23 protein-coding genes are annotated in these 25746 nt (G+C 73.9%); 13 read left to right on the forward strand and 10 right to left on the reverse strand.

Translation table 11 applies throughout. The annotated features are described in order from the left end of the window. Positions 1 to 52 precede the first annotated feature (52 nt). Complete coding sequence (locus F1615_RS19965; RefSeq protein ID WP_149550378.1) at positions 53 to 3187, forward strand: FG-GAP repeat domain-containing protein; 3135 nt, start codon at positions 53 to 55, stop codon at positions 3185 to 3187. 61 nt (positions 3188 to 3248) lie between these two features. Here F1615_RS19965 and F1615_RS19970 read toward each other — a convergent pair whose 3' ends face one another. After that, complete coding sequence (locus F1615_RS19970) at positions 3249 to 3926, reverse strand: uracil-DNA glycosylase (RefSeq protein ID WP_149550379.1); 678 nt, start codon at positions 3924 to 3926, stop codon at positions 3249 to 3251. Between the two features lie 263 nt (positions 3927 to 4189). Here F1615_RS19970 and F1615_RS19975 point away from each other — a divergent pair, with 263 nt between their 5' ends. Both F1615_RS19975 and F1615_RS19980 read left to right on the forward strand, forming a co-directional pair. Further along, complete coding sequence (locus F1615_RS19975) at positions 4190 to 5197, forward strand: N-acetylglucosamine kinase (RefSeq protein ID WP_149550380.1); 1008 nt, start codon at positions 4190 to 4192, stop codon at positions 5195 to 5197. A gap of 84 nt (positions 5198 to 5281) precedes the next feature. Beyond that, positions 5282 to 6205, forward strand: coding sequence for a sirohydrochlorin chelatase (locus tag F1615_RS19980; protein WP_149550381.1), 924 nt, complete (start codon positions 5282 to 5284; stop codon positions 6203 to 6205). A gap of 61 nt (positions 6206 to 6266) precedes the next feature. On the opposite strand, the gene F1615_RS19985 is transcribed toward F1615_RS19980, so the two are convergent. Together F1615_RS19985 and F1615_RS19990 are read right to left on the reverse strand one after the other, a co-directional pair. Further along, positions 6267 to 7316, reverse strand: a complete 1050-nt coding sequence (locus F1615_RS19985; protein WP_167533804.1) for a lactonase family protein — start codon at positions 7314 to 7316, stop codon at positions 6267 to 6269. A gap of 97 nt (positions 7317 to 7413) precedes the next feature. Beyond that, positions 7414 to 8901 carry an FUSC family protein gene (locus F1615_RS19990; protein ID WP_149550383.1) on the reverse strand — a complete coding sequence of 496 codons (1488 nt, stop codon included), beginning with the start codon at positions 8899 to 8901 and terminating at the stop codon, positions 7414 to 7416. Between the two features lie 204 nt (positions 8902 to 9105). Between F1615_RS19990 and F1615_RS19995 the strand changes: the two genes are divergently transcribed. The 3 genes from F1615_RS19995 to F1615_RS20005 all read left to right on the forward strand — a co-directional run bounded on the left by F1615_RS19995 (position 9106) and on the right by F1615_RS20005 (position 11191). Then, a complete protein-coding gene (locus F1615_RS19995) occupies positions 9106 to 9582 on the forward strand; it encodes an Lrp/AsnC family transcriptional regulator (RefSeq protein ID WP_149550384.1) in 477 nt (158 codons plus the stop codon). 20 nt (positions 9583 to 9602) lie between these two features. Next, entirely contained in the window at positions 9603 to 10298 is a 696-nt protein-coding gene (locus tag F1615_RS20000) for an HAD family hydrolase (protein WP_149550385.1), read from the forward strand. A 143-nt stretch (positions 10299 to 10441) separates the two neighbouring features. Next, positions 10442 to 11191 carry a DUF4142 domain-containing protein gene (locus tag F1615_RS20005; RefSeq protein ID WP_149550386.1) on the forward strand — a complete coding sequence of 250 codons (750 nt, stop codon included), beginning with the start codon at positions 10442 to 10444 and terminating at the stop codon, positions 11189 to 11191. 17 nt (positions 11192 to 11208) lie between these two features. Here the strand turns inward: F1615_RS20005 and F1615_RS20010 are convergent, their stop codons facing one another. After that, positions 11209 to 11976, reverse strand: a complete 768-nt coding sequence (locus F1615_RS20010) for a LysR family transcriptional regulator substrate-binding protein (protein WP_149550387.1) — start codon at positions 11974 to 11976, stop codon at positions 11209 to 11211. 58 nt (positions 11977 to 12034) lie between these two features. Between F1615_RS20010 and F1615_RS20015 the strand changes: the two genes are divergently transcribed. From F1615_RS20015 to F1615_RS20025, 3 genes are all read left to right on the forward strand, one after another. Further along, positions 12035 to 12427: a DUF5997 family protein gene (locus F1615_RS20015; protein ID WP_149550388.1), complete on the forward strand. Its 393-nt coding sequence runs from the start codon at positions 12035 to 12037 to the stop codon at positions 12425 to 12427. A gap of 219 nt (positions 12428 to 12646) precedes the next feature. After that, a complete protein-coding gene (locus tag F1615_RS20020; RefSeq protein ID WP_149550389.1) occupies positions 12647 to 13135 on the forward strand; it encodes a hypothetical protein in 489 nt (162 codons plus the stop codon). Between the two features lie 154 nt (positions 13136 to 13289). Further along, positions 13290 to 14369, forward strand: coding sequence for a MerR family transcriptional regulator (locus F1615_RS20025; RefSeq protein WP_149550390.1), 1080 nt, complete (start codon positions 13290 to 13292; stop codon positions 14367 to 14369). Here F1615_RS20025 and F1615_RS20030 read toward each other — a convergent pair. Together F1615_RS20030 and F1615_RS20035 are read right to left on the reverse strand one after the other, a co-directional pair. Further along, complete coding sequence (locus tag F1615_RS20030) at positions 14366 to 15604, reverse strand: cation:proton antiporter (protein WP_149550391.1); 1239 nt, start codon at positions 15602 to 15604, stop codon at positions 14366 to 14368. The two genes, F1615_RS20025 and F1615_RS20030, sit on opposite strands and share 4 nt — an antisense overlap. Positions 15605 to 15608: 4 nt before the next feature. Further along, on the reverse strand, positions 15609 to 16079 hold the full coding sequence (locus F1615_RS20035; RefSeq protein WP_167533805.1) for a cation:proton antiporter regulatory subunit: 471 nt from the start codon (positions 16077 to 16079) through the stop codon (positions 15609 to 15611). 303 nt (positions 16080 to 16382) lie between these two features. Between F1615_RS20035 and F1615_RS20040 the strand changes: the two genes are divergently transcribed. After that, complete coding sequence (locus tag F1615_RS20040) at positions 16383 to 17225, forward strand: universal stress protein (protein WP_208818366.1); 843 nt, start codon at positions 16383 to 16385, stop codon at positions 17223 to 17225. Positions 17226 to 17427: 202 nt separating this feature from the next. Here the strand turns inward: F1615_RS20040 and F1615_RS20045 are convergent, their stop codons facing one another. After that, on the reverse strand, positions 17428 to 17916 hold the full coding sequence (locus F1615_RS20045) for an ATP-binding protein (RefSeq protein ID WP_244328798.1): 489 nt from the start codon (positions 17914 to 17916) through the stop codon (positions 17428 to 17430). 175 nt (positions 17917 to 18091) lie between these two features. Between F1615_RS20045 and F1615_RS20050 the strand changes: the two genes are divergently transcribed. Next, positions 18092 to 20764 (forward strand): LuxR C-terminal-related transcriptional regulator, encoded by a 2673-nt coding sequence (locus F1615_RS20050; RefSeq protein ID WP_149550393.1) that lies wholly within the window; start codon positions 18092 to 18094, stop codon positions 20762 to 20764. 63 nt (positions 20765 to 20827) lie between these two features. Here the strand turns inward: F1615_RS20050 and F1615_RS20055 are convergent, their stop codons facing one another. After that, positions 20828 to 21250, reverse strand: coding sequence for a YjbQ family protein (locus tag F1615_RS20055; RefSeq protein ID WP_149550394.1), 423 nt, complete (start codon positions 21248 to 21250; stop codon positions 20828 to 20830). A gap of 92 nt (positions 21251 to 21342) precedes the next feature. On the opposite strand from F1615_RS20055, the gene F1615_RS20060 reads away from it, so the two are divergent. Continuing rightward, positions 21343 to 22416 carry an NAD(P)-binding domain-containing protein gene (locus tag F1615_RS20060; protein ID WP_149550395.1) on the forward strand — a complete coding sequence of 358 codons (1074 nt, stop codon included), beginning with the start codon at positions 21343 to 21345 and terminating at the stop codon, positions 22414 to 22416. 18 nt (positions 22417 to 22434) lie between these two features. Here F1615_RS20060 and mltG read toward each other — a convergent pair whose 3' ends face one another. Both mltG and F1615_RS20070 read right to left on the reverse strand, forming a co-directional pair. Continuing rightward, positions 22435 to 23280, reverse strand: a complete 846-nt coding sequence (gene mltG / locus F1615_RS20065) for an endolytic transglycosylase MltG (protein ID WP_149550396.1) — start codon at positions 23278 to 23280, stop codon at positions 22435 to 22437. A gap of 43 nt (positions 23281 to 23323) precedes the next feature. Then, entirely contained in the window at positions 23324 to 25126 is a 1803-nt protein-coding gene (locus tag F1615_RS20070; RefSeq protein WP_149550397.1) for an ABC transporter ATP-binding protein, read from the reverse strand. 122 nt (positions 25127 to 25248) lie between these two features. On the opposite strand from F1615_RS20070, the gene F1615_RS20075 reads away from it, so the two are divergent. Then, positions 25249 to 25713, forward strand: coding sequence for a MarR family winged helix-turn-helix transcriptional regulator (locus F1615_RS20075; protein WP_149550398.1), 465 nt, complete (start codon positions 25249 to 25251; stop codon positions 25711 to 25713). The last annotated feature ends 33 nt before the right edge of the window (positions 25714 to 25746 follow it).

Consider the following 25746-nt stretch of genomic DNA (forward strand, 5'->3'; position numbering starts at 1 on the left):
CGGCGGACTTCGAAAGGAGTTCGCACGGCAACGATTCCGGGGGGATTCGCCCATGCCAGAAACATTCCGAAGACAGCGCCGGGCCAGGCGCTGGGGCCGGACGGCGCTCGTCGCGGTGCTCGCCGGCGGGACACTGGGCCTGACGCCACCTGCCTCGCCGGCCTCCGGCACGGCCGCAGCGGCGTCCGGCTCCGCGCCGGCGTCCGTGACCGACGAGGAGCGCGCGAGGGAGCGGGCCGCCAAGACCGGCGAGCCCGTGGAGGTGCCGTCCGCGCGGACCGAGACCAGTGAGACGCACGCCCTGCCCAACGGCAACCTCCGCACCACGCAGCACACGCTGCCGGTACGGGTGAAGCGCGAGGGTGCCTGGCTGCCCGTGGACACCACGCTCACCGAGGTGGCCGGCCGGGTCCGGCCCAGAGCCGTCCCCGGTGACGTCACCTTCTCCGCCGGCGGGGACACCGAGCTGGTGTCTCTCGCCGACCAGGGCGGCGAGTTGTCGCTGACCTGGTCGAAGCCGCTGCCCGAACCGGTGCTCGAGGACGTCACCGCCACCTATCCGGAGGTCTTCCCGGGCGTGGACCTCGCGGTGCGGGCCTCGGTGGACGGTTTCAGCCAGGCGCTGATCGTCAAGACGCCCGAGGCGGCGGACCGTCCGGAGCTGAGGAAGGTCGGCTTCGGTCTGCACACCGAGGGCCTCGACGTGACGCAGGACGCCGGAACGGGCACCCTGCGCGCGGTGAACGCCGCCGGCCAGACCGTGTTCGCCTCCTCCACGGCCCGGATGTGGGACTCATCGGGCGAGGAGGAGCAGGCCCCGGCCGCCGCCTCCAGGTCCGCCCGGTCCACGGCCGCCTCCGCCCCGGCTCCGGCGGCCCCGCCCGAACCCACCCCGCTCACCCCGGGCACCAAGAGCAGCGAGGTCGGCGTCGAGGTCACCGGCGACCGGCTCGTGCTCACCCCCGACCAGGAGCTGCTGGGCGCGCCGGACACCGAGTTCCCGGTCTACATCGACCCGCGGATGACCGGTACGCGCGAGGCGTGGACCATCGCCTACAAGCCGCATCCGAACAACAGCTACTGGAACGGCACCGGCTGGGGCGGCGGCACCACGAGCGAGGCGCGCGTCGGCTACGAGTCGTCCACGGGCGGCACCGCCCGCTCCTTCTTCCGCGTGGGGTCCAAGTTCCTGGCGGGCGTGAAGGTCGTCGACGCCCAGTTCCAGATCACCGAGACCCACTCGTGGTCGTGCACGCCCAAGCCGGTCGAGCTCTACCTGACCGGTTCGATCAGCTCGTCCACCACGTGGAACAAGCAGCCCTCGTGGTCCACGCGCCAGGACAGGCGCGACTACGCGCACGGCAACGACGCCTACGGCTGCCCGGACAAGGCGGTCGACTTCACCGCCAAGGACGCCGCGGTCAAGGCGGCGGCCAACAAGTGGTCGAACGTCACCTTCGGTCTGCGTGCCCCGCAGAGTGCCGAGGACAACAAGGACGCCTACAGCTGGAAGAAGTTCAAGCCGGACGCCAAGCTGATCGTCGAGTTCAACCGGCCGCCGAAGGCCCCGTGGGCCCTCGACACCGTGCCCAGCACCAAGTCGAGCACGACCAGTTGCGGCAACGACGGCACCTACGTCACGGTGGGCAACACCGACGTGGTCCTCACCGCGCAGGTGTGGGACCCGGACGGCGGCAACGTCAACGTCCAGTTCCACCTGTGGCCCACAGGCAAGCACGACGTCTCGCCCGGCATCATCTTCAACCAGCGCAAACAGGTCACCGTCAGGGCGGACGACCCCAAGGGCGCACAGGCGCGGATCACCGTGCCCAAGGCCCTGCTCACCCAGTACAAGGGCGCCAGCAACGGCCAGTTCTCCTGGAAGGCGCAGGCCGAGGACGTCGCCGACGACTCCTTCGCCTCCGACTGGACCCCGACGAAGGGGGCCCCCGGGTGCCGCTTCGGCTTCGACCCCGACGCGCCGACGGTGATGCCGACGGTGGCCACGGCGGACGGTCTGTACCCCGAGACGGGGCCCGACGCCCAGCCCGTCGAGGGCGCGCTGGCCCGCACCGAGGGCCTGTTCGAGTTCGGTGCCAACGGGGTGGCGGACACCACGCGGTACCTGTACGACCTGGACCGCACCCCGCCGAGCAAGGAGGCCAGGCCCGCCGCCACGGGCGGTTCGGCCACCGCGCCGGTCACCCCGCTCACCCCGGGACCGCACACCCTGTACGTGCGCATGGTCGACGCGGGCGGCAACCCCGGCCCGGTCTACCCCTACCGCTTCTACGTGAAGAGCCCCGGCGTCACGGACAAGCCCGGTGACGTCAACGGCGACGGTCTGCCGGACATGCTCGCCGTCGACGGGGCCAACGACCTGCGCCTGTACAGCGGCACGGGAGCCGGCCGCGTGGCGGCGTCGGTCCCGCTCTCCTCGTCCGGTGGCTGGAACGACGCCCTGCTCACCCACCGCGGTGACTGGACGGACGACTTCTACGAGGACCTGGTGGCCCGTCGCTCCGACGGCAAGCTGTGGCTGTACCCGAACAACGGCCAGGGCGAGTTCACCGACGAGACCAAGCAGGAGGTGTACTTCTTCCCGGACCCGGAGACGGAGGTGGCGATCGATCCGGCGACGATCAAGCAGATCGTCTCGGTCGGTGACATCACCCCGGACAGCGAGTCGTCCCGCCCCGACTTCGTCGCGGTCATCGGCGACCAGCTGTGGTTTCTGCCGGGTTACGCCTACGGCACGGTCGACTCCGGTTACCTGATCGGCAATTCGGGCTGGGGCGTCATGCACCTCGCCTCGTCGGGCGACGTGGACGGTGACGGCTTCGCCGACCTGATCGCCCGTAATTCCACCAGCGGCGACCTCTGGGTGTACCGCGGCAAGAGCGCGGGCGACGCGGACGGGGACGGCGTCCCCGACGGCGGTACCGCCCCGCATTCCCTGGGGGCGGGTGCCAACCGCACGCTGTACGCGACGGGCTGGACCACGGCCGCCCGCCCGCTGTTCACGGCCTCGGGGGACAGCGACGCCGACGGCGTACCGGACCTGTGGACCACGACGTCCAGCACCACGGCGGGCCTGGAGTTCGTGCCGGGCCGGCGCACCGGCCTGGTCGGCCCGCCGGCCGTGGTCGGGACCGGTGGCTGGCAGACGATCAGGCGCATCTCCTGACCCCGCCCCTGTGAGTGAGTGGCCGGCCGCCCTGGCGGCCGGCCACTTCGCCGTCGGGGGTCTAGGGCAGCCGCCACTCCACCGGCTGCGCGCCCTGGCGGATCAGCAGGTCGTTGGCCCGGCTGAACGGACGCGAGCCGAAGAAGCCGCGGTCGGCCGACATCGGTGACGGATGGGCCGACTCGATCGCCGGGAGGTCCCCGAGCAGCGGGCGGCAGTTGCGGGCGTCCCGCCCCCACAGGATGGAGACCAGGGGCTTGCCCCGTCCCGCCAGCGCGCGGATCGCCTGCTCGGTGACCTCCTCCCAGCCCTTGCCCCGATGGGCGGCCGGCTTGCGCGGGGCCGTCGTCAGCGCCCTGTTCAGCAACAGCACGCCCTGCTCGGTCCACGGGGTCAGGTCCCCGTTCGACGGTCGGGGCAGTCCCAGGTCGGAGTGCATCTCCCGGAAGATGTTCTCCAGGCTTCCCGGCAGGGAGCGCACTTCGGGCGCCACCGCGAAGCTGAGCCCGATCGCCATGCCCGGCGTCGGGTAGGGGTCCTGGCCGACGATCAGGACGCGGACGTCGTCGAACGGCTGCTGGAAGGCTCGCAGGACGTGGGGGCCGGCGGGCAGGTAGGTGCGCCCGGCGGCTATCTCCGCGCGCAGGAAGTCGCCCATCGCGGCGACTCGGCCGGCCACCGGCTCGAGGGCTTTCGCCCAGCCCGCTTCCACCAGTTCATGCAAAGGTCTCGGTGCCACGCACGGACTCTAGCGACTTCGTGGGTCCGGCTCACACCCGAGTCCCCGCCGTGCGGGACGGCGCGGGGGCGCTAGTGTTCCTCCTCGTCACGATCGGCGGTCCCGCGCATCCGTGCGGCCCGCCGCAGGAGGGGAGGGGAGAGCCCGATGCGTCCCGTCACCGGTCCGCTCGACGACCGCTGCCAAGACCGTTCCACCCCTCGTCCTGGACGCCCGGACCACGGAGAACCCGCGGCCGGCGAAGACGCGGACCGGCGGCTGCCGTGACGGGGCCCGGCTATCTCGCCGTGGACTCCGGGGGTTCCGGTCTGCGGGTCGTCGTCGGTGCCGGCGGGCGTGGGCCGCTGGCCCGGGCCGCGTCGGGGGAACCGGTGCGGACCGGGGCACGGGGCATCGACCCGGGGCATTTCATGGAGCAACTGCTGCCGGTGGCACGGGCCTTGCGCTCCGAGGCGGGCCTCGGGCAGTTGGACACGGCGGTCGTCGGCGCGGCCGGGATGGCCAGTCTGGGGGACGCCCTGCGCGCGGAGCTGCCGGCCTCGCTGGCCCGGGAACTGGGCGTGCGCAGGGTGGCGTTGGCCGCCGACGCGGTCACCGCGTACGTCGGTGCCCTCGGGCCCCGGCCCGGCGCGGTGATCGCCGCGGGCACGGGCCTCATCGCGGTCGGCACCGATCTGACGAGCTGGCGCCGGGCGGACGGCTGGGGGCATCTGCTCGGTGACTGCGGCGGCGGTGCCTGGATCGGGCGCGCGGGCCTGGAAGCGGCGCTGCGCGCCCATGACGGGCGGGAGGGCGGCTCCGCGCGGCTGCTGGCGAGCGCCGTGGACATGTTCGGTCCCGCGGCCGGACTGCCCGGCCGGCTGTATCCGCGTGCCGACCGGCCGGCCGTGCTCGCGTCGTTCGCGCCCCGGGTGGGCGAGTGCGCGGCCGGCGGCGATCCGGTCGCCGCGCACGTCCTGCGGGCGGCGGCCCGGCACATGGCCGACTCCGCGGCGGCGGTGTGCCCGGCGGAGGGCACACCGGCCGTCGGTCTGACCGGGGGCCTGTTCCACATGGGCCCCGCCCTGACTGGCCTCGTGGACGAGGAGCTGTCGAAGCGGCTGCCGCGGGCCCGGCGGATCGCGGCGGAGGGGGATCCGCTGCACGGGGCGGTGCGTATCGCGGAGGACCTCACCACCGGTTCGTTCAGCCTTCCGGGTGACGAGAAGATGCTGAGCCTGACGAGCCCGGCAGGTGACGACGCCACTCGCGCGGCCGACGCCCTTACGTAACTCATCAGACAAAACCGGACGGATACCGCTCACCTGGCCCCTCCCCGAACAGGGGAGCCCAGCAAGCCACTAACATGCCGCAACATGAGCACCCCCACTGGGCCCGCGTCCGGCCTGCCCGTACGAATGCCGCGCCCCCGCCAGCCCGGACGGCACCGCCGTCCCGAACCCCTGGTGGCTCCCGAGGACGCGCCCGCGCTCGTCCTCGCCGTGCCGGGTACGCCCAGTAGTGCCACCCGTTCGCTCGCCGACGAGGTCGTGAGCATCGCCCGTTCCGAACTGCCCGGTCTGGACGCCCGGATCGGCTACCTCGACGGCGACGACCAGGAGTTCTCCACCCTGACGTCCGTCCTCGCGCACGCGGCCGGGGAGCGCACGGCCCGCTTCGAGCAGGCCCGGGCCGCCGGCATGGACGTCAGGGAGCCCGACGGCCCCGTGGCCGTCGTCGTGCCGCTGCTCGCCGGCCCGGACAGCTCCCTGCTCCGCCAGGTCCGCCAGGCCGTGATGGACAGCCGTGTCGCCGCCGAGCTGACCGATGTGCTGGGCCCGCACCCGCTGCTCGCCGAGGCGCTGCACGTGCGGCTGTCCGAGGCCGGTCTGGCCCGTGCCGACCGTGCCCGTCTGTTCACCGTGGCGACCGCCGCGGACGGCATCATCCTGGCCTCCGTGGGCGGTGACGAGGCCGTGCAGGCGGCCGGGATCACCGGCATGCTGCTCGCCGCGCGCCTCGCCGTGCCGGTCATGGCGGCGGCCCTGGACCAGGAGGGTTCCATCGCCTCCGTGGCCGAGCAGCTGCGCGGCTCGGGTTCGCAGCAGCTGGCGCTGGCGCCGTACCTGATCGGCCCGGAGATCGACGCGAGCCTGATCGAGGAGGCCGCGAAGGAGGCGGGCTGCTCCGCCGCCGAGGCGCTCGGCCCCTACCCGGCGATCGGCAAGCTGGCCCTGGCCAAGTACACGACCGCCCTGGGCATCGCCCCGCAGCAGGCGCAGAGCACGCCCGCCCACTGAGGCGACGGACTCCCGCAGGACGCCGAAAGGGCCCGGTCCGGACTCCGGACCGGGCCCTTCGTCATGACCGGGACGCGGGTCCGCCGGCGACCACGCAGGTCGCGGCGGGCACCGGTATCGAGCCGCCGCGCCGCGGCACGCCCGTGTCCGGGTCGAGCGAGAACCAGGTCACGTCCCCGGAACGCTCGTTCGCGACGTACAGGACGCCGTCGCAGGCGGTGATCGCGCGGGGCCAGCGCCCGCCGCAGGACACGGTGGCGAGCGGGGTCAGGGCCTCGCCCTCCCCCTCGACCGCGAACACGGACAGGACGTCCTCGCCGCGGGTCGCGGTCCACACGAAGCGGCCGTCGGGCGAGACGGCCACTGCGGAGGGGTAGGCGTCGCCGGCCGGGGTGCCGGGCAGGACCGGGATCTCGGCGAGCGGTCTCAAGCCGCCGTCGGCGGCCTCCCAGCGGCAGACGACGAGGGAGGGGCTGAGCTCGTTGAGGACGTACGCGTACGGACCGTGCGGGTGGAAGGCCAGGTGGCGCGGCCCCGAGCCCGGGCGCAGGGCGATCTCCCGGTGCGGCACGGGGGTGCCGTCCGTCAGGGTGCACACCCGCACCGAGTCCGTGCCGAGGTCGACACCGACCGCCCAGCGGCCGCTCGGGTCCGGCTGCACCTGGTGGGCGTGCGGGCCCCGCTGGCGCTGCGGATGGGGGCCGGAACCGGTGTGCCGGAGCACCCCGGAGACTGCGCGGGCGAGACTGCCGTCCGGACGGACCGGTACGGCGCTGACGCTGCCGCAACCGTAGTTCGCGGTGAGGAGGTGCCCGGCGAAGAGACTCAGGTGGGTCGGCCCGCTCCCGTCCACCGGGACCGCGCGCCCGGCCGGTTCCGGTCCGCTGCCGCTCACGCGGAACGCGGCCACCGCGCCCTCGGCCGTCTCGCTGACCGCGTAGAGCATGCGGCCGTCCGGCGACAGGGCCAGCCAGGAGGGATCGGGTACGGCGTTCACGGTGCCCAGGACGGTCAGCGCGCCGCTGCCCGGGGTAATGGCCGCGGTGACGATGCCCGGGCCTCCCGCCGCCGTGAACGACCCGATGAACGCCCGCCGCCCGCCGTCCGCCACGGCTGTCCCCTCTCGTCCGATGCCGACCGGGGTGACGGTAGCAGTCGACCGAGCAAGGTCTGGACCAAGGTCGTACGGTCGTGCCCCGCGTCCGGCGTCAGGCGCCCACCGGCGGGGAGCCGGGGGGTGTCCGCAAGGGTGCGGCGAGTTCCGCGAGGGCGCGCTCCAGGCCGTGGAGGTGGGCCAGGGCGGGTTCCGAGGCCGCGGGGGCCGTCCGTACCGCGATGTCCCGGCCGCCGGTGAGCGCCTCGACCGCGGCCTCCACCCGCCAGCAGGCGGCGGCCAGCCGGGCGTCGTGCGAGGCCTCCGGGTCGGCGGCGACCGCCACGAGGCCGCGGACCTCCCGGGCGCAGTCGTCGAGCAGGGCGAGCACCCGGCGGGCGCGCCGCTTGCGGCCGAGCATGGGGTTCAGCGGGTGCACCAGCGGTGCGACCGAGAGGCGCACCCGGGCGAGCAGCTGCTCCAGCTCCGCCACCATCGGCGCCGGGTCGGCGTCCGCCGTCCCGGCCAGCCGCGCGGCCGCCTCGGCGGTGCACGCGTGGACACAGCGCAGGGCCCGCTGGATCCAGGTGTCGGTGATGCTGTGCGTGGTCACGGGCAGGACGAACGCCACCGCCAGCACGGCGCCGAGCGCGCCGACGCCGGTCTCCACCAGCCGCAGGGCCAGCAGTGCGGGGGACAGCACGCCCAGCAGGCCGTAGAGCATGGCCGCGAGCACCGTCACCCAGAGCATCATCCAGGTGTAGGACACGGCGGCGGTGTAGAAGATGCCGAACACGCAGACGCCGACGACCAGAGCCGTGAGCAGTCCTTCCCCGTGCGCGGGAACGGCGACGAACAGCGCGAGCCCGATGCCGATGACCGTCCCCAGCACCCGCCGGAAGCCGCGCACCAGGGTCTCGCCGCGCGAGGTGGTGTTGACGAAGACCCACCAGGTGGCTCCGACGGCCCAGTACCAGCGCTGCCCGGACACCAGCTGGCCCACGACCAGGGCGAAGCCCGCGCCGGCGGTCGCCTGGACCGCCTGGCGGGTGGTCACCCGGGCCAGCCCGGTGCCGGCGGGCGGCGCCGGCACGACCGCCGGGGGCAGCCGGCGCTCGTAGCACCACAGCCCGAAGCGCACCGAGGCCGCGGCGAGCACGGACAGCAGGACGGAGGCGTACAGCTCGGGGAGCTGGGCCGTTGCCGCCTGCAGGAACTGCGCCACGAAGTACGTCATGAACGCGAAGACCCCGAGGCTGTGACCGCGGGGACCCCAGCGCCGCGCGTACACACCCAGCCCGACGACGGCGAGGAAGGTGAGGTCGCGCGCCACCGGATGGTCGTGCAGCAGGGCCGCGGCGGCGAGCACCGGCAGGCCGACGGCGGGCAGCAGCGCCGTCGTGACGGCCTGGCCGCGGACCGTGGCGTCGGTGACGGTGAACAGGGCGAGCAGGGCGGCGAGCCCACCGGTGACGACACCGGTGAGCGAGGTGCCGGCCAGGCCGCAGACGATGACGGCCAGCCCGATGCCGAGCACGGCCCGCGCCGCGAAACGCAGCCGGATCCGGCCCGGGTCCGGAGCCATGAACACCCTCTTCAGCACCGCTTACCGCCCCCTGGGATTGGTTGGTGTGCCGTGGCACGAAAAAGGCGCCGCGGGGTCCGCAGCGCCATCGACGGATCCATATCAGCATCTTCCCCGCCAGTGGCTCAACCGGCGCTCGCCGGAGTGAGCCATTGGTACAGTTCTGATGGCACACCTAAGGCCATCGACGTGCCAATGGCCGACACCGGGACCTGACGCCTCATGGCCGTGGACGAGCTGGACGCCCGCATCCTGCGGCTGCTGCTGGAGCAGCCGCGCACCAGCGTGCGGGAGTACGCGCGGATCCTCGGGGTCGCCCGCGGCACCTTGCAGGCCCGTCTGGACCGCATGGAGCGGGAGGGCGTCATCACCGGCACGGGACCCGCCCTCTCCCCCGCCGCGCTGGGCCACCCCGTACTGGCCTTCGTGCACATCGAGGTCACCCAGGGGCACCTGGACGAGGTGGGCGAGGCGCTGGCCGCCGTACCGGAGATTGTCGAGGCCTTCTCCATCACCGGCGGCGGTGACCTGCTGACCCGGGTCGTCGCGCGCGACAACGCGCATCTGGAGGACGTGATCCAGAAGCTGATCAGCCTGCCCGGGGTGGTGCGCACCCGCAGCGAGGTGGCGCTGCGCGAGCGCGTTCCGCACCGGCTGCTGCCGCTGGTGGAGTCGATCGGCCGGACGGCGCGGAGGTGATCCCTGCCATCCTGGACCCCATGAGCACGCTCGGCACCCTCTCGGTCATCTTCGATCTCGACGGAACGCTCGTGGACAGCGAGCCCCACTACTACGAGGCGGGCCGGCGCACCCTCGCCGCGTACGGGGTCCCGGACTTCTCCTGGGCGGAGCACGAGCGCTACGTCGGGATCAGCACCCGGGAGACGATCGCCGACTGGCGGCAGCGGTACGGCCTGTCCGCCGCGGTCGAGGAGCTGCTCGCGGTCAAGAACCGTCACTACCTCGAACTGGCCGCCGCCTCGACACGGGTGTACCCGGAAATGCGCGCGTTCGTCGAGCTGCTGGCGGCCGAGGGCGTGCCGATGGCCGTGGCCTCCGGTTCCTCGTCCGAGGCGATCGTGGCGATCCTGGCCGGCACGGGGCTGGACGCGCATCTGCGCACGGTCGTCTCGGCCGACGAGGTGGCGCACGGCAAGCCGGCCCCCGACGTCTTCCTGGAGGCGGCGCGCAGGCTCGGCGCGGACCCGGCGGCCTGTGTGGTCGTCGAGGACGCGGCACCGGGCGCCGCCGCCGCCCACGCGGCCGGGATGCGCTGCATCGCCGTCCCCTACGTCGCCGCGCAGGCCGACGCCCCCGGGTTCGCCACCGCCGGCCTGCTGGTGCGCGGCGGACAGGCGGCCTTCACGGCGCGGGCCGCGCACGCGTGGCTGACGGACTCCGCCCGGCGTTCCTGACGGCGCCCGCCGCCGGCGCCTCCTCGACGGGAAGGACGTGCGGTCCTCGGGAAGCGACCGGAAATTCTTTCCCGAACGGTGATTGACTCGCGCCTCCCGTCCGTACTTCCTGCTGTTGGGCCGTTCATATCCCAGGAGGCACGATGCGCATCTCGCGCAGCACGGCAGGAACCGCGTTCGTGGGCGGAGCCATGATCCTCACCCTCACCGCGCTCGCCTATCCCACCATGCTGGGCGTTCAGAACACCTCGACCAAGCCGGACCGGGTGGTGGCCAACACCAACTACGGCCCGCTGACCGAGGCGGACCGCGACTTCGTGGTGAAGGTGCGCGCGGCCGGTCTGTGGGAGCACCCGCTGGGTCTGCTGGCGATGGAGCGGGGGACGACGCCGGAGATGAAGGAGGCGGGCGAGCACCTGGTCGTCGGTCACGGCCGGCTCGACGCCAGCTGCCGCAAGATCTCCGTCGAGCTCGGCATCACACTGCCGAACGTGGCGTCTCCGCAGCAGCAGGGATTCGTGGAGACCGTGAAGGCCACCAGCGGCAAGGAGTTCGACTCCACGGCGGTGAACATCATGCGCGTGACGCACGGGCAGATCTTCCCGGCCATCGCCAACATCCGGGCCAACACCAGGAACACCCTGATCCGGCAGCTGGCCGACCAGGCCAACGACACGGTGCTCGACCACATCACGGTGCTGGAGAAGACGGGACTGGTCAATCACGAGCAGGTCAACTTCCAGCAGACCAGCCCGCCCAAGATGCCGCTCGAGGCGGTGACCCCGCCGGCGCCGCAACCGGGTGCTCAGGTCCTCGCGCTGGAGATCCCCAAGGAGTTGGAGGACCTCAACACGGCCTCCCCGGCGCCGTCACCGTCCTCGACGATCAAGTAGGCGGCGGGCCCGTACGGTCACGACCCGCGGCGGGGCCCGCCCCGCCGCGGGTTCTTCGTCGTGCCGCCGGTGCCCGAGCGGCGGCCCCGGCCGCCACCCGGCCCGCCGGCCTGCCGCCGGCGCCGGGCGCCGCCCGTGTCGGCGCGCTCGCGCTTCGTCTCCTGCGCCGGCCGGGCGCGGCCGCGGGTGCTGTTGACGGTCCGGCCGCGGACGATCCCGATGAAGTCCTCCACCTGGTCCGTGGTCGCCGCCTCGGGCCAGGCCAGCGCGACGCTCGACTCGGGGGCGTCTTCGAGCGGCCGGTGGGTGAGGTCCTTGCGGTGGTGCAGCCGGGCGAGCGAGAGCGGGACGACGAGCACGCCGATCCCGGCAGCGACGAGCTCGATCGCGTCGGCGGTGGTGGCGGGACGTTCCAGGGCGGGCCGTCCGGGCAGGTCCTCCCAGGCGAGGACGTCGTCGAGGGGGTGCAGCACGATGTCGTCGGCGAGGTCCTCGGGTGACACCGTGTCGGCCGCGGTGACGAGGTGGTCCTTCGGCACGACGACGACCGTCTGCTCGGTGTAGAGGGGGATCGCGCTGAGGACCGTACGGTCGACGGGCAGCCGGACGAGGCCCGCGTCGGCCTCCCCGCCCAGCAGCAGTCCCCGCGCCGCCGCGGCGGGCACCTGGGTGAGGGTCAGCGGGACGTCGGGCAGCCGCTCGTTCCAGATGCGCACCCATTTGCCGGGCATCACCCCGGGTACGTACACGAGGCGGAACGAGGGGGACACTTCCGAGCCTGTCACCCGGCCAGGTTACCGGCCGTGGTCGGCGGTCGCGCACACGCTCGATACCCTGGACGCCATGACGCAGCACCAGAGCACCCAGACGATGAAGCCCGCGACCGCGGCGAAGAAGCTGGGTGTGTACCTCGAGGCCACCCCCGCCGAGTTCCGGGAGGGTGTCGTCTCGCGTGCCGAGCTCGACGCGCTCCAGGCGGATCCCCCGCAGTGGCTGCGGGACCTGCGGCGTGACGGACCGCATCCCCGCCCGGTGGTCGCGGCGAGGCTGGGCGTGTCCATCGCCGGTCTCGCGCGCGGCGGAGTCACCGAGGCCCTCACCACCGAGCAGATCGAGGCGCTGAAGCAGGAGCGCCCCGAGTGGCTGGAGCGGGAGCGTGCCACCCAGGCCGAGGTCCGCAAGGAGGCGGCACGCATCAAGAAGCGGAACGAGGAGCGCGCGCGCAGCGGCGGCTGACACGCGCGGGACCGGGCTCGCCCGGGCGCACGGCGTTCGCCCACCCCCGGCCGGGTTCTCCCGGTCCGGGGGTGCCGTCGTTCGCCCGGCGGACGACGGCGGCCTCGGCCGCCGAAATCGCCAGCCCGCGCCACCCCTTCCGGGGGATGGAAATATCTATCAGCATGGCCGTACCGCACGCGCCGGCAGCGGCGCAGCCGACCGTGCCCGGGGTGGGACATGCACAGCGCCATGTGGAAGCAGGCCGTCGAGTGGCTGGCCGCGGCCGCCACGGACCCGCAGGAGTGCAAGCGCGAGTGGGACCACGGCAAGGGGACGGCGCTGCTCGCGGCGGGCCGGTACTGGGACGTGCTCAGCGTGCCCGACCGGCTCGGGCTGCTCGCCCTGGACATCCTGTGGCGCGATCCGCTGAAGGTGCCCGGGCCCACGCTGGTGGACGTCACGGCCCGGCGGGTGGGGTTCTTCCTGCCGCCCGATCCGGTCAGCGAGTGGGTGGGGTTCGGGGTACGGCACGTCGGCCGGGGGTCCTGGGTCGCGGTACCGCCGCCGTACCGGCCCGCCGGGCGGCTGGAGTGGCTCGTACCCCCGGACGGCACGGGCACCCTGCACGCCCCCGTCCCGCTCGAACTCGCCCTGCGGCGGGCGACGGGCACGCTCGCCGTTCTGGCGCCCGTGAGCGCGGAACCCGTGGGGCCGGACTGCTGGTGAGGTCCGCGCGGGTGCCCCCGGTGGGCGGCCGCGTCGGCCCGGCGGGGCCGGCCGTGTCGCGGACCGGCACCCGCGGCCGGAACCGCGCACGACGGGGCCGGGGGTTGACCCTCGACCTTGTCGAGGGACCAGGGTCGCGGGTGTGGAGAGCGAGATGCGCAGCATTGGCGAGATGGCCCGGGACAGCGGGCTGGGCGTGAGTGCCCTGCGGTTCTACGACCGTGCCGGTGTCCTGGTCCCCGACCGGGTGGACCCGGTCAGCGGCTACCGCTGGTACGCCCCCGGGCAGCTGGACGAGGCCCGGCTGCTGGCCCGGCTGCGCCGGGCCGGCATGCCGCTGGCGGACGTCCGGCTGGTGCTGGCGGGCTGGACGGGCGCCGACAGCGACCTGGTGCGGCAGCTTCTGGAGGCGCATCTGCGCCGTCTGGAACAGGGTCTGTCCGTCGCGCGCGACGAGTTCTCCGCGCTCCGAGCCCTACTGGACCACAGGGAGAACCCCATGACCTCGCTCCGCACCGACACCGCCGCCCGGCTGACCCTCTCCGGCCCCGGACTGGCCGCCGCGCTGGACGCGGTACGGTTCGCGGCCGGCACCGACCCCGGACTGCCGGTCCTCGGCGGGATCCACTTCGACCTCGAGGACGACGCGGTGCACGTCGTGGCCACCGACCGCTACCGGATGGCCGTGGCCCGCACGGCGGCCGACGGGTACGGCGGGCCCCGTGTCCAGGTGACCGTGCCGCTCCCGCTGGCCGACGCGATGCGGGCGCTGCTGGACGGCGGGGAGGACGTGCGGCTCACCGTGGACGGTGGCCGCGTGACCCTGGAGGCCGGGAACCGGCAGACGGCCGGCCAGTGCCTCGGCCAGGGCTTCCCCGACTACCGGCGCCTCGTCCGGCTCCCGGAGGGACGGCGCGCCGTCGTGGACGTGCCGGCCTTCGTGGAGGCGGTGCGCACGGGTCCGGTCCGCGCGAACGAGGACCGGGACGCCGTGTGCCGCGACCTCACCGTGCTGGAGGTGTCGGACGACGGATCGGTCACCTTGGCCGGGGACCGTGCCGACGGCCCGGATCTCGTCGCCGTCGGCCGCGCGTTCCTGCTGGACGCGCTCGCGGCGGGGTCCGGCGACCGGCTCGTCCTCGAGTTCGGCGCTCCCACCGCGCCCCTCGCGATCCGCCGGCCGGACGACCCGCACACGTTCTCCCTGCTGATGCCGGTGCGGCTGGAGAACTAGTCCCTGTCCTGCACCGGTTCCAGCGTCTCCGCGGCCGGCGTCGCGCCCTGGGCGGGCACGGCGTCGGGCGCCGTTGTACGACGTGCCGTCAGCCGCAGGGCGAGGGGCTCGGTGTATCGCGCCGTGAGGGGGCCGAGGACGACCAGGACCAGGACGTACGCCGTGGCCAGCGGGCCGAGTTCCGGTTCGATGCCGGCGGTGACCGCGAGTCCGGCGATGACGATGGAGAACTCGCCGCGGGCCACGAGCGCGCCGCCCGCGCGCCAGCGGCCCTTGGGGGAGATCCCGGCCCGGCGGGCCGCCCAGTACCCGGTGGCGATCTTCGTCAGCGCGGTGACGACGGCGAGCGCGAGGGCGGGCAGGATCACCGGCGGGATCGAGTGCGGGTCGGTGTGCAGGCCGAAGAAGACGAAGAACACCGCGGCGAACAGGTCCCGCAGCGGCGCCAGCAGGTTGTGCGCGCCCTCGGCGACCTCACCGGACAGGGCGATGCCCACCAGGAACGCGCCCACGGCCGCCGACACCTGCAGTTGCTGGGCCAGTCCCGCGACCAGCAGGGTGAGCCCGAGGACGACCAGCAGCAGCTTCTCCGGGTCGTCGCTGGAGACGAAGCGGGAGATCACCCGGCCGTAGCGGACGGCGACGAACAGCACGAGCCCGGCGACGCCCAGCGCGATGGCGAGGGTGACGCTGCCCGCGGCGAGACCGACGCCGGCCAGCAGGGCGGTGATGATCGGCAGGTAGACGGCCATCGCCAGGTCCTCGAGGACCAGGATGCTGAGGATGACGGGGGTCTCCCGGTTGCCGAGCCGTCCGAGATCACCCAGGACCTTGGCGATGACGCCGGAGGAGGAGATCCAGGTGACGCCGGCCAGGACCACGGCGGCGACCGGTCCCCAGCCCAGGAGCAGGGCCAGGGCGGCGCCGGGCAGGGCGTTCAGCGCCATGTCCACGAGACCGGCCGGGTACTGGGTCTTGAGGTTGGAGACGAGGTCGCTCGCCGTGTACTCCAGGCCCAGCATCAGCAGCAGGAGGATCACGCCGATCTCGGCGCCGATCGCGACGAACTCCTCGCTCGCGCCGAGCGGCAGCAGCCCGCCCTCGCCGAACGCGAGGCCGGCCAGCAGATAGAGGGGGATCGGGGAGAACTGAAGGCGTCCGGCGAGCCGTCCCAGCAGGCCGAGGCCGAGGATGATCGCGCCGAACTCGATCAGGAAGATCGCGGAAGAGTGCACGCGCTCACTCCCGCCCGAGAATCTCGGCGGCGGCCTCGATGCCCTCGCGGGTGCCGATCAGGATCAGGGTGTCTCCGCCGGCCAGCCGGAAGTCCGGTGCGGGGGACGGGATCGCCTCCGCACGGCGCAGCACGGCCACGATGGACGCGCCGGTGTCGGTGCGCATGCGGGTCTCCCCCAGCAGCCGCCCGTTCCAGTGGGAGACGGAGGACAGTTCGACGCGCTCGGCGACCAGTCCCAGGTCGGTGGTGTGCAGCAGGTTGGGACTGTGGTGGGCGGGCATCAGCGCGTCGATGAGCGCGGCCGACTCGGCGACCGTCAGGCGCAGGGACCGGGCGCAGGCGTCCGGGTCGTCGGAACGGTAGACGTTGACCGTGCGGGCACCGTCGCGGTGCGCGATCACGGACAGGTGCTCGTGCTCACGCGTGGTGAGGTCGTACTTGACGCCGATGCCCGGCAGCGGCGTCGCGCTCATCCGTGGAGCAGGCACAGCCCGTCCCCTTCCCGATTCTTTCCGTACGTCGTCCGGCGCGGGGTGCCCGACCGGTCGTGGCACGACACGGGTGATCCACCCCCACGGGGGTAATGGTGCCATCCCGCCAATCGGCCGGAACATGGGTGCTGTCACGGATGGACGGGGCCCCGAAACGGGGCGATGATGTCCGGGGAGACCGTGTCGCCGCAGGACAGCGGCGTTTTCACGACCGGGCCGGGCGACCGCGGGTACGTGCCGTCCGCCGTGGGTACTCGGAGTCGCCACCGGGGACGGGAGTGTGCTGTGGACGACACGGTGATCGTCGGAGTGGACGGTTCGCCGTCCAGTCTCGCCGCGGTCGACGTCGCGGCCCACGAGGCGCGGCTGCGCGGCGCCCGGCTGCGGATCGTGCACGCCTTCAGCCGCCCCGCCGACCTGGATCCGATGGTCCACGGGGTGCTGGCGCAGGCCGAACAGCGCGCCCGTGACCGCACACCGGGGCTGGAGATCGCCCGGACCGTGGCGTCCGGTGAGACGCTGACGGTGCTGCGGAGCGAGTCCGGGCACGCGGTGCTGACGGTGGTCGGCGAGCGGGGCCGCACCGGGTTCGGAGGGCTGCTGCTGGGCTCGACGGTCGTCCAGCTCGCCGCGCACGGGCACGGTCCGCTGATGGTGGTCCGGGGCCGGGAGGATCCGCGGGGGCCCGTCCTGCTGGCCGTGGACGGCTCGCCGGCCGGGAACGCGGCGGCGTCCTTCGCCTTCGCCGAGGCCGCGCTGCGCGGGGCCCCGCTCGTCGCGATGCACGTGTGGAACACCTGGAGCGAGCCGACGCCGTACGAGGGCCCGGCCGATCCGCTGGGCGTGGTGGTGGATCTCGACCGGCTCGAGGAGCGGCACCGGCGGCTGACGGAAGAGGCGGTGGCGCCGTGGCGGGCCGCTCATCCGGAGGTGGCCGTGGAGCTTCGCCTGGAGCGGGCCCGGGTACGTCACGCGCTGCTGGACGCGGCCCGGGAGGCCCAGCTGGTGGTGACCGGGGCACGCGGGCACGGCGGCTTCACCGGGATGCTGCTCGGCTCGGTCAGCCAGGCCCTGCTGTACCACGCCGACTGCCCCGTCACCGTCGTCCGTGCGGAGGGCGGCGGCTGAGGGGCGCCCTGCCCCGGACCCCCGCCCCGCGCGGCACGACGACCATGCCCCCACGCTCCCCGGCGCCGGGGACGGCACGGATGTGACGGTGGTCCCTGGGGACGCCCCCCGATGCGGTGCCCGCCGCCGGCAAGGCGGGGCCGGCGCGTCTCCCCGGGTACGTGGCTGACAGCGGGGCCCTCCGCGTCCGGTCAGGGCAGGTTCACAGGGCGATCACGGCGCGCACCAGGGTGCCCTCGGCGGAGCACAGCACCGAGGTGTCCACGGAGTACGCGTCGACCAGGGCGAGTCCGCGGCCGAAGGGCGCGTCCATGTCGGCCGGCTCGCAGCGGGGCGCGGGGCGTTGCCGCCAGCGCCCGCCGTCGCGCACCCCCACGGTCAGGGAGGTGTCGTCGACCTCGAACATCACCTCGAGGTCGGGGCTGCCGCTGTGCAGGACGGCGTTGGTCCCCAGTTCGCTGACGATCACGGTGAGGGCCTCCTCCGCCGCTTCGGACAGCCGGTGGCTGCGGACCACGGCCCGTGCCAGCCGCCGCAGCCGCGGCACGGCTCGGGGACAGGCCGGCAGGACGGCGGCGACGAGGAAGCCTCCGGTGCACGGGGGCACCGTCTGGTGCGGCCGTTCGCGTCCCGTCGGCCCGACCGCCCCGAGGGCCGCCCCGGCCGGGCTCGGATCAGTCACGTTTCTCACGCCGGACTCCTACCTGCGCAGCCGACCTCGTCGGCGGCGGGGCCCGCCGATCCGTCGGGATCGCGAGGCCTTACCCGTCCCACGCTGCCCGGCGTCCGCGGTGCCCGGCAATCAGGGCAGACTGAGTACGGATACGCAAACAACCGGGGACTCGCGTGGAACGGGGTGACGAACCATGCCGGACGGCGCTGGGACGGCGGACGAAGCCGAGACGGCGCTGCGCGGACGACTCGCTTCGGCGCTCGACCCGCAGGGAGCCGGCCGGCCGGTGCTGCTGCTGGTCGAGGGCGCGGCGGGCACCGGCAAGAGCCGTCTGGTGGACCGGCTCGCGGCGGCGGTCGCGGGTTCGGCCCGTCGGACGGCACCCGGCGAGCCGCCGGCCGGCGCCGGACCGGAGCTGCTCGTCGCCGAGGACGTGCACCGGGCGTCGGCCGACGACACCGCCCGGCTGCGCGCTCTGCTCGCCGGCCCGCCCGCCCACTTCGCGTGCGTGCTGAGCTACCGCCCCGAGGAGCTCCCCGTACCGGGGCTGGTCCTCGGGCCCGACACCGACTTCCCGGCCGCCCTCACGGTCGTACGGCATGTTCTGGGGCCGCTGGACCTGGCCGAGGTGCAGCGGACGGCGGTCTCGGTCCTGGGAGCGGACCGCTGCACGCCGGGCCTGGCCGCCGCCCTGCACCGCGCTTCCGGTGGTGTCGCCCAGACGGTCGTGGATCTGCTCGACCTGCTGGCCGCCCTTCCTCCTGCCGCCGGGCGGCCGCTCTCCTCGGAGCTCGACCGGCTCGGCGTGCCGCCCCGGCTCGACACCCTCGTCCTGCGGCGTACGGCCGCCGTGCCGGAGGAACACCGGCCGGTCGTCTTCGCCGCCGCGGTTCTGGACGAGCCCGCAACGTCCCGCGACCTCGCCGTCGTGGCCGGGCTGCCGGGATGGACGGGTGACGACGCCCTGTCCGCCGCCCTGCGGGCCGCCGTGCTCGTGGACCGCGATGACGGCCGCTACGGCTTCGGCTCGCCGCTCGCCGCGGCGGCCGTGCGCCGTGCGGCGGGCGGCCCGGCCCGTGACGCGCTGCACCGGCGGGCCGCGGCCCTGCTCGCCGGACGCCAGCCAGTTCCGTGGGAACGCGTGGCCGGCCACCGCCGCGCCTGCGGTGACGCGCGGGGCTGGCTGCACGCGGTGGAACGGGCGGCCCTGCAGTTCGAGGACGCAGGTGAACAGCAGCGCGCCGTGGGCCTGCTGGAGTCGGCGCTCGCCACCGGGCCGGTTCCCGATCAGGCCCGGTCCCGGCTGGCCAGGCTGCTGGCCCGTTGCGCGGTGGTGGGCCTGCGCTCCGACGAGACGTTGGCGGTCCTCCGGCACATCGTGGCCGACCCGGGTCTGGCCCCGGCGGTGCGCGGTGAGATCCGCCTGGACCTCGGGCTGCTGCTGTGCAACCAGGTGGGCGAGGTCATGGAGGGCCGGGACGAACTCGCCCGCGCGGTGGACGACCTGAGCGGTGAGCCGGTTCCGCTGGCCCGGGCGATGTCGGCGCTGGCGATGCCGTACGGACCGGACGCGTCGTTCGCCGACAACGTCGCCTGGATCGAGCGGGCGGTGACGGTGGCCGAGGAGTCGGGCGACCCGGTGGTCCAGGCTGCCGTGGCCGCGAACCGGGTGAGCGTCCTGCTCAACGGCGGCGACCCGGCGGCCTGGCCGCTCATCGAGCGGCTGCCCCGGGACAGTGATCTCGTCGGCTGCCGCCAGCAGACCTCCCGGGGGCTGTGCAACGCGGCGGACGCGGTGGTGTGGCTCGGTCACTACGACACCTCCCGCGCGCTGCTCGCCGAGGGCGTCGCCCTGGCCGCGCGCAGCGGCGCCGCCTACGCCGAGCAGACCGGCCGGGGCTGCGCGCTCGTCGTCGACTGGGCCACCGGTCGCTGGCCGGGACTGGCCGAGCGGTGCCGGGACTTCGTCGACGAGTCCGGCGACATGCCCTACCTCGCCTCCGACGCCCGGATGGTCCTCGGTCTGCTGGCCCTGGCCCGTGGTGAATGGGCCGACACCCTCGACCATCTGACCGGCCCCGACGCGGCCGACCTGGACACCGGCCCGGTGCCCATTTCGGCGACCGCGTCCGGGGCTCTCGTCAGGCTCGCCCTCGCCCACGACGACGTCTCCGGCGCGGCCGGCGAGGCCGCCGCCGCGTGGCGGCGGCTGCGCGCCAAGGGGATCTGGGCCTGGGGCGCCGAACTCGCCCCGTGGGCGGTGGAGGCCACCCTGCGGGCCGGGGACACGTCCACCGCGGCCGCGATGACCGAGGAGTTCGCCGCAGGCCTGGAAGGCCGCGACGCGCCCTCGGCCGATGCGGCCCTCACGTGGACCCGCGGGGTCCTCGCCGAGCACACGGGGAGGACGGCGGAGGCCGCCGCCCGCTACGAGGAGAGCTCCGCCGCCTACCGGAAGCTGCCCCGGCCCTATCACGCGGCCCTCACCGCGGCGGGCGCCGCCCGCTGCGCCCTCGCCCTAGGCGGGGACGGCGGACGGGCCGTCACCGCCCTCGCCGACTGCGCCTCGGCCTTCGACGCCCTGGGCGCGACCTGGGACGCCGCCCGCACCCGCGCCGAGCTGCGCCGTCACCAGCCGGCGGCGGAACGCCGGCCACCCGGCCGCCCCCGGTACGGCGACGTGCTCTCGCCGCGGGAGGAGGAGGTCGCGGAACTCGCCGCGGCGGGCATGTCCAACCGGGAGATCGCCACCACGCTGCACCTCTCACCGCGCACCGTGGAACAGCATGTCGCACGGGCCCTGCAGAAGACCGGTGTGCACTCGCGCCAGCAGCTCTCCCGGGCCCTCGGGCCGGCTTCGGATTGATCGCGTGTCCGCCGATCCCGCCCGGCGAGGGCGGGAACGGCGGCGTCCGCCCGGTCCGGGATGTCAGCCGAGGAAGCTCAGCCGCACCCGGCGGTCGGGGTTGTCCCTGTTGGTGTCGACCAGGCAGACCGACTGCCAGGTGCCCAGTTCCAGCCGGCCGCCGACCACCGGGAGCGTCGCGTGGGGCGGCACGAAGGCGGGCAGGACGTGGTCGCGGCCGTGGCCGGGGCTGCCGTGCCGGTGCTGCCAGCGGTCGTCGGCGGGCAGCAGGGTGTGCAGGGCCGCCAGGAGGTCGTCGTCGCTCCCGGCGCCGGTCTCGATGACGGCGACACCGGCCGTGGCGTGCGGCACGAAGATGTTGAGCAGGCCGTCGCGGCCGGCCGCCGCCTCCCGCAGGAAGGACTCGCAGTCCCCGGTGAGGTCGACGACCCGCTCGTCGGAGCCGGTGGCGATGGTCAGGACTCGGGTGGTGAAGGCATCGGACATGCCCTCCATCCTGGCCGACGCGGCCGGCTTCGCGCGGGAGCGCCGGAGGGAAGATCCACGACCGCCGCGCTGTTGGTGGAAATGTGAACGACATGCGCGAGGTCGAGGTGGTCGTCGTGGGCGCCGGGCAGGCGGGACTGGCCGGCGCCCACCACCTGCGGCGGGCCGGGTTCGAGCCGGACCGCGACTTCGTGGTGCTGGACCACTCCCCCGGCCCCGGCGGCGCCTGGCAGTTCCGGTGGCCCTCCCTGACGTACGGCAAGGTGCACGGGATGCACGCGCTGCCCGGCATGGAGCTCACGGACGCCGACCCGGCGCGGGCGTCCTCCGAGGTGATCGGCGAGTACTTCGACCGTTACGAGCGGACGTTCGACCTGCGGGTGCGGCGGCCGGTGGACGTGCGGGCGGTACGGGAGGGGCCCGGCGGGCGGCTGCTGGTGGAGACCTCGGACGGCACCTGGGCGACGCGGGCGCTGATCAACGCCACGGGCACCTGGGACCGGCCGTTCTGGCCGCGCCATCCGGGTCAGGAGACTTTCCGGGGGCGGCAGCTGCACACCGCGCAGTACCCGGGGCCCGGGGCGTTCGCCGGGCAGCGGGTGGTCGTGGTGGGCGGCGGGGCCTCGGGCACCCAGCATCTGCTGGAGATCGCCCCGTACGCGGCGGCCACGACGTGGGTGACCCGGCGGCCCCCGGTCTTCCGTGAGGGTCCCTTCGACGAGGAGGCGGGGCGGGCGGCCGTGGCGCTCGTGGAGGAGCGGGTGCGGCAGGGGCTGCCGCCGCGCAGTGTCGTCTCGGTGACGGGGTTGCCGCTCAACGACGCGATCCGGCAGGGCCTCGCCGACGGCGTGCTCGACCGGCAGCCCATGTTCGACCGGATCAGGCCGGACGGTGTGGAGTGGGCGGACGGGCGGCGGGTGGCGGCCGACGTCATCCTGTGGGCCACCGGCTTCCGGCCCGCCGTCGGCCATCTCGCCCCGCTGCGGCTGCGGGAGCCCGGCGGCGGGATCCGGGTGGAGGGGACCCGGGCGGTCGCCGACCCGCGGATCCACCTGGTCGGTTACGGCCCCTCGGCGAGCACCGTCGGCGCCAACCGGGCGGGACGCGCGGCGGTACGGGACATCAGGCGGCTGCTGGCGGAGGAGGAGGGACAGGTCGCGGCATGACGTCCGGGGCGGGCCGGGTCACTTCTCCGCCGGTTCGCCGGACTTCGTCCGCTGGGCGTCGAACTCGGCGACGTTGCGCTGGTGTTCCGCGAAGTCGGCGGTGAAGCGGGTGTCGCCGGGCTTGACCGTGACGAAGTACAGCCAGTCGCCCGGGGTCGGGTTGATCGCGGCACGTACGGCGTCCTCACCCGGGTTGTCGATCGGGGTCGGCGGCAGGCCCATGCGCTGGTAGGAGTTGTAGGGGCTGTCGACCTTGGTGTCGGCCTCCGTCGTGCCCGGTGCGGAGCGGCCCAGGGCGTAGTGGACGGTCGAGTCCATCTGGAGGGGCATTCCCCGCTCGAGCCGGTTGAAGATCACCCGGGCCACCTTGCCCATGTCGTCCCTGGTCGCGGCCTCCGCCTGGACGATGCTCGCGACGGTGACCGCCTGATAGACGTTCATCGCGTTGCGCTGCGCACCGGCGGCGATCGGGGCTCCGTTGAACTTCTTGTTGGCCGTGTCGACCATCCGCGCGAGCAGCTTCTGCGGGGTCGCCTCCTCCTGGAGCGGATAGGTGGCCGGGAAGAGGTAGCCCTCCGGATTCCCCTCGGCCTCGTTCGGCAGCTTCAGGGCCGCCTTGGCCAGGGACTTCTTCGTGGTGCCCGCGGGCAGCTCGAGGGTCTTGTCGATGGCGGCGTACACCTGGCTCGCCCGCCAGCCCTCCGGGACCACCAGGGTGGCGGGACGGGCCTCGTCGTCGCCGCCCATGATCAGCAGCGGCACCGCCACGGCGGTGCCGGCCACGACGGCCCCGAGCGCGGCGAGGGCGAGGCGGCCCCGGCGCGTCAGTCGGATCGTGCTCCGTGACGGAGTGTTCGTCTGCATGCGGGCACGGTAACCCGCATACCCCCATAAACCTGGCATATCTTCATTTTGTCGGCTCCAGTTGGGCATCCCGGCGTACGAGGGCCGCATAGCGCCCGTCCCGCTCCAGCAGTTCCTCGTGCGTACCGCGTTCGACCGCGCGGCCGGAGTCGAGGACCACGATCTGGTCGGCACCGCGGACGGTGGACAGCCGATGGGCGATGGTGAGTGTGGTCCGGTCGGCCGACAGCGCGTCGAGAGCCTGCTGGACGGCGGCCTCGGTCCGGGTGTCCAGGGCACTGGTGGCCTCGTCGAGCACCAGGACGGGCGGGTCCCGCAGGATCGTCCTGGCGATCGCCAGGCGCTGCTTCTCACCGCCGGAGAACCGGTGACCGCGCTCGCCGACCACGGTGTCGTACCCGTCGGGCAGGGACGCGATGTGGTCGTGGATCTGGGCGGCCCTCGCCGCCGCGTGCAGCTCCTCGTCGGTGGCGCCGGGCTTGGCGAAGCGCAGGTTGTCCGCCACCGAGGCGTGGAAGAGGTAGGTCTCCTGGGAGACGACGCCGACCGCGCGGGCCAGCGTGTCGAAGTCGAGGTCGCGGACGTCGACCCCGTCGAGGGTGACCCGGCCGCCCGTGACGTCGTACAGCCGCGGCACGAGATGGCCCAGCGTGGACTTGCCGGCTCCGGTCGGGCCGACGACGGCGAGACTGCCACCCGGGGGGACGGTGACGTCGATGCCGTCGAGGACGGGGCCGCTCTTGTCGTCGTAACCGAAGGTGACGTTCTCGAAGCGGACCTCGCCCTTGATCCGGTCGAGGTGCACCGGGTCCTCGCGTTCGGTGATGTCGACCGGGAGGTCGAGGTACTCGAAGATGCGCTGGAAGAGGGCGAGCGAGGTCTGGATCTGGACGCCGGTGGACAGCAGGCTCACGGCCGGGCGGAACAGGCCCTGCTGGAGCGAGACGAAGGCGACGATCGTGCCGATGGAGACCTCCGGGCCGCCCGTCCGCAGCGCGATGCCGGCCGTCCAGTAGATGACGGCCGGCATGGCGGCCATGACGATCGTGATGACGGCCATCCGCCAGCGGCCGGCCATGTTCGACCGCACCTCCAGGTCGACCAGGCGCTCCGACTCGTCCGAGAACGCGCCGGTCAGGGAGTCGGAGCGGCCCATGGTCCGGCCCAGCAGGATGCCGCTGACCGAGAGCGACTCGGTCACCGTGGCGGCCATCGCGGCCATCTGCTTCTGGCGCTGGGTGGTGATCTTCTTGCGTTCGTTGCCGACGCGGCGGCTGATCCAGACGAACACCGGCAGCAGCACCAGCGACACGACGGTCAGCCGCCAGTCGAGCACGAGCATCGCGACGACGGTGGCGACCACACTGGTGAGGTTGGAGACCAGGGAGGTCGCCGTGGACGTCACGGTGGCCTGCATGCCGCCGATGTCGTTGGCGATGCGGGACTGGACCTCACCGGTGCGGGTGCGGGTGAAGAAGGCGAGCGACATGCGCTGGAGCCGCCCGTAGACGGCCGTGCGCAGATCGTGCATCACGCGCTGGCCGACGGTCGTGGAGATCAGGGTCTGCAGCACGCCGAAGACGCTGGTGAGGACCGCGCTGAGGATCATGCCGAGCGCCAGCAGGCTCAGCAGCCCGGTGCGGCCCTCGGGGATCGCGACGTCGAGGATCGCCTTCAGCAGGAACGGTGTGGCGACCGAGACCAGCGACGCGGCGCCGACGAGCAGGCCGACGACCGCGAGGCGACCCCGGTAGGGGCGGAAGAGCTCGAGGATGCGCCGCACCTGCCGGGGTTGCTCCTCGGCGTCGGCGGGCGGGGTCCAGTCGGGCCGGTGATCGGGGTGCATGGTCTCCTTCGGGACGGGCGCGTCTCCTTCGGGACGGGCGCCGGGGAGGCTCCCGGGCGGGGTGGAGCCCAGCTCATTGTTACCTATACTCACAATGAACGGCATCCTGATATTGTTCCCGCATGACCGCCCCCGATCCCGACGGCCTGCTGGCCGAGCAGCTGCTTCGGCTCACCCGCCGGGTGCATCGCATCCAGAAGCGCCATCTGGAGCGGCGCGGGCTCGGTATCACCCCTGCCCAGTCACGGCTGCTGCGCACGCTCGCACACTACGGCTCACCGCCCCGCATGGCCGACCTGGCCGAGCGGCTGGAGGTGGTCCCCCGGGCGGTGACGACCCTCGTCGACGGGCTGGAGGCGCACGGCAAGGTGCGGCGGGTGCCGGATCCGGCCAACCGGCGGGTGATCCGGATCGAGCTCACCGACGACGGGCGCGCGGCGCTGCGTGAACTGCGCGTGGCGCGCCGGAGCGCGGCGGAGGAGATCCTGGCCCCGCTGGGGGACGAACAGCGCGAAACGCTGGGCGAGTTGCTGAACACCCTGGTCGACGGGACGGTCTCGCCGCCGTGCCGTGACGCGTCCGCCTGATGCCCGTGAGGTGACGGCCGCCGGCCGGATCGC

It is taken from the genome of Streptomyces marokkonensis (genome assembly GCF_008312835.1).
In the GTDB taxonomy this organism is placed as follows: Bacteria; Actinomycetota; Actinomycetes; order Streptomycetales; family Streptomycetaceae; genus Streptomyces; species Streptomyces marokkonensis_A.

Excerpts from the sequence above, each read along its gene's own strand:
- F1615_RS19965 (WP_149550378.1), top strand. The coding sequence starts at position 53 with ATGCCAGAAACATTCCGAAGACAGCGCCGGGCCAGGCGCTGGGGCCGG.
- F1615_RS19980 (WP_149550381.1), top strand. The coding sequence starts at position 5,282 with ATGAGCACCCCCACTGGGCCCGCGTCCGGCCTGCCCGTACGAATGCCG.
- F1615_RS19995 (WP_149550384.1), top strand. The coding sequence starts at position 9,106 with ATGGCCGTGGACGAGCTGGACGCCCGCATCCTGCGGCTGCTGCTGGAG.
- F1615_RS20000 (WP_149550385.1), top strand. The coding sequence starts at position 9,603 with ATGAGCACGCTCGGCACCCTCTCGGTCATCTTCGATCTCGACGGAACG.
- F1615_RS20005 (WP_149550386.1), top strand. The coding sequence starts at position 10,442 with ATGCGCATCTCGCGCAGCACGGCAGGAACCGCGTTCGTGGGCGGAGCC.
- F1615_RS20015 (WP_149550388.1), top strand. The coding sequence starts at position 12,035 with ATGACGCAGCACCAGAGCACCCAGACGATGAAGCCCGCGACCGCGGCG.
- F1615_RS20020 (WP_149550389.1), top strand. The coding sequence starts at position 12,647 with ATGCACAGCGCCATGTGGAAGCAGGCCGTCGAGTGGCTGGCCGCGGCC.
- F1615_RS20025 (WP_149550390.1), top strand. The coding sequence starts at position 13,290 with ATGCGCAGCATTGGCGAGATGGCCCGGGACAGCGGGCTGGGCGTGAGT.
- F1615_RS20035 (WP_167533805.1), bottom strand. The coding sequence starts at position 16,079 with ATGAGCGCGACGCCGCTGCCGGGCATCGGCGTCAAGTACGACCTCACC.
- F1615_RS20050 (WP_149550393.1), top strand. The coding sequence starts at position 18,092 with ATGCCGGACGGCGCTGGGACGGCGGACGAAGCCGAGACGGCGCTGCGC.
- F1615_RS20055 (WP_149550394.1), bottom strand. The coding sequence starts at position 21,250 with ATGTCCGATGCCTTCACCACCCGAGTCCTGACCATCGCCACCGGCTCC.
- F1615_RS20060 (WP_149550395.1), top strand. The coding sequence starts at position 21,343 with ATGCGCGAGGTCGAGGTGGTCGTCGTGGGCGCCGGGCAGGCGGGACTG.
- mltG (WP_149550396.1), bottom strand. The coding sequence starts at position 23,280 with ATGCAGACGAACACTCCGTCACGGAGCACGATCCGACTGACGCGCCGG.
- F1615_RS20070 (WP_149550397.1), bottom strand. The coding sequence starts at position 25,126 with ATGCACCCCGATCACCGGCCCGACTGGACCCCGCCCGCCGACGCCGAG.
- F1615_RS20075 (WP_149550398.1), top strand. The coding sequence starts at position 25,249 with ATGACCGCCCCCGATCCCGACGGCCTGCTGGCCGAGCAGCTGCTTCGG.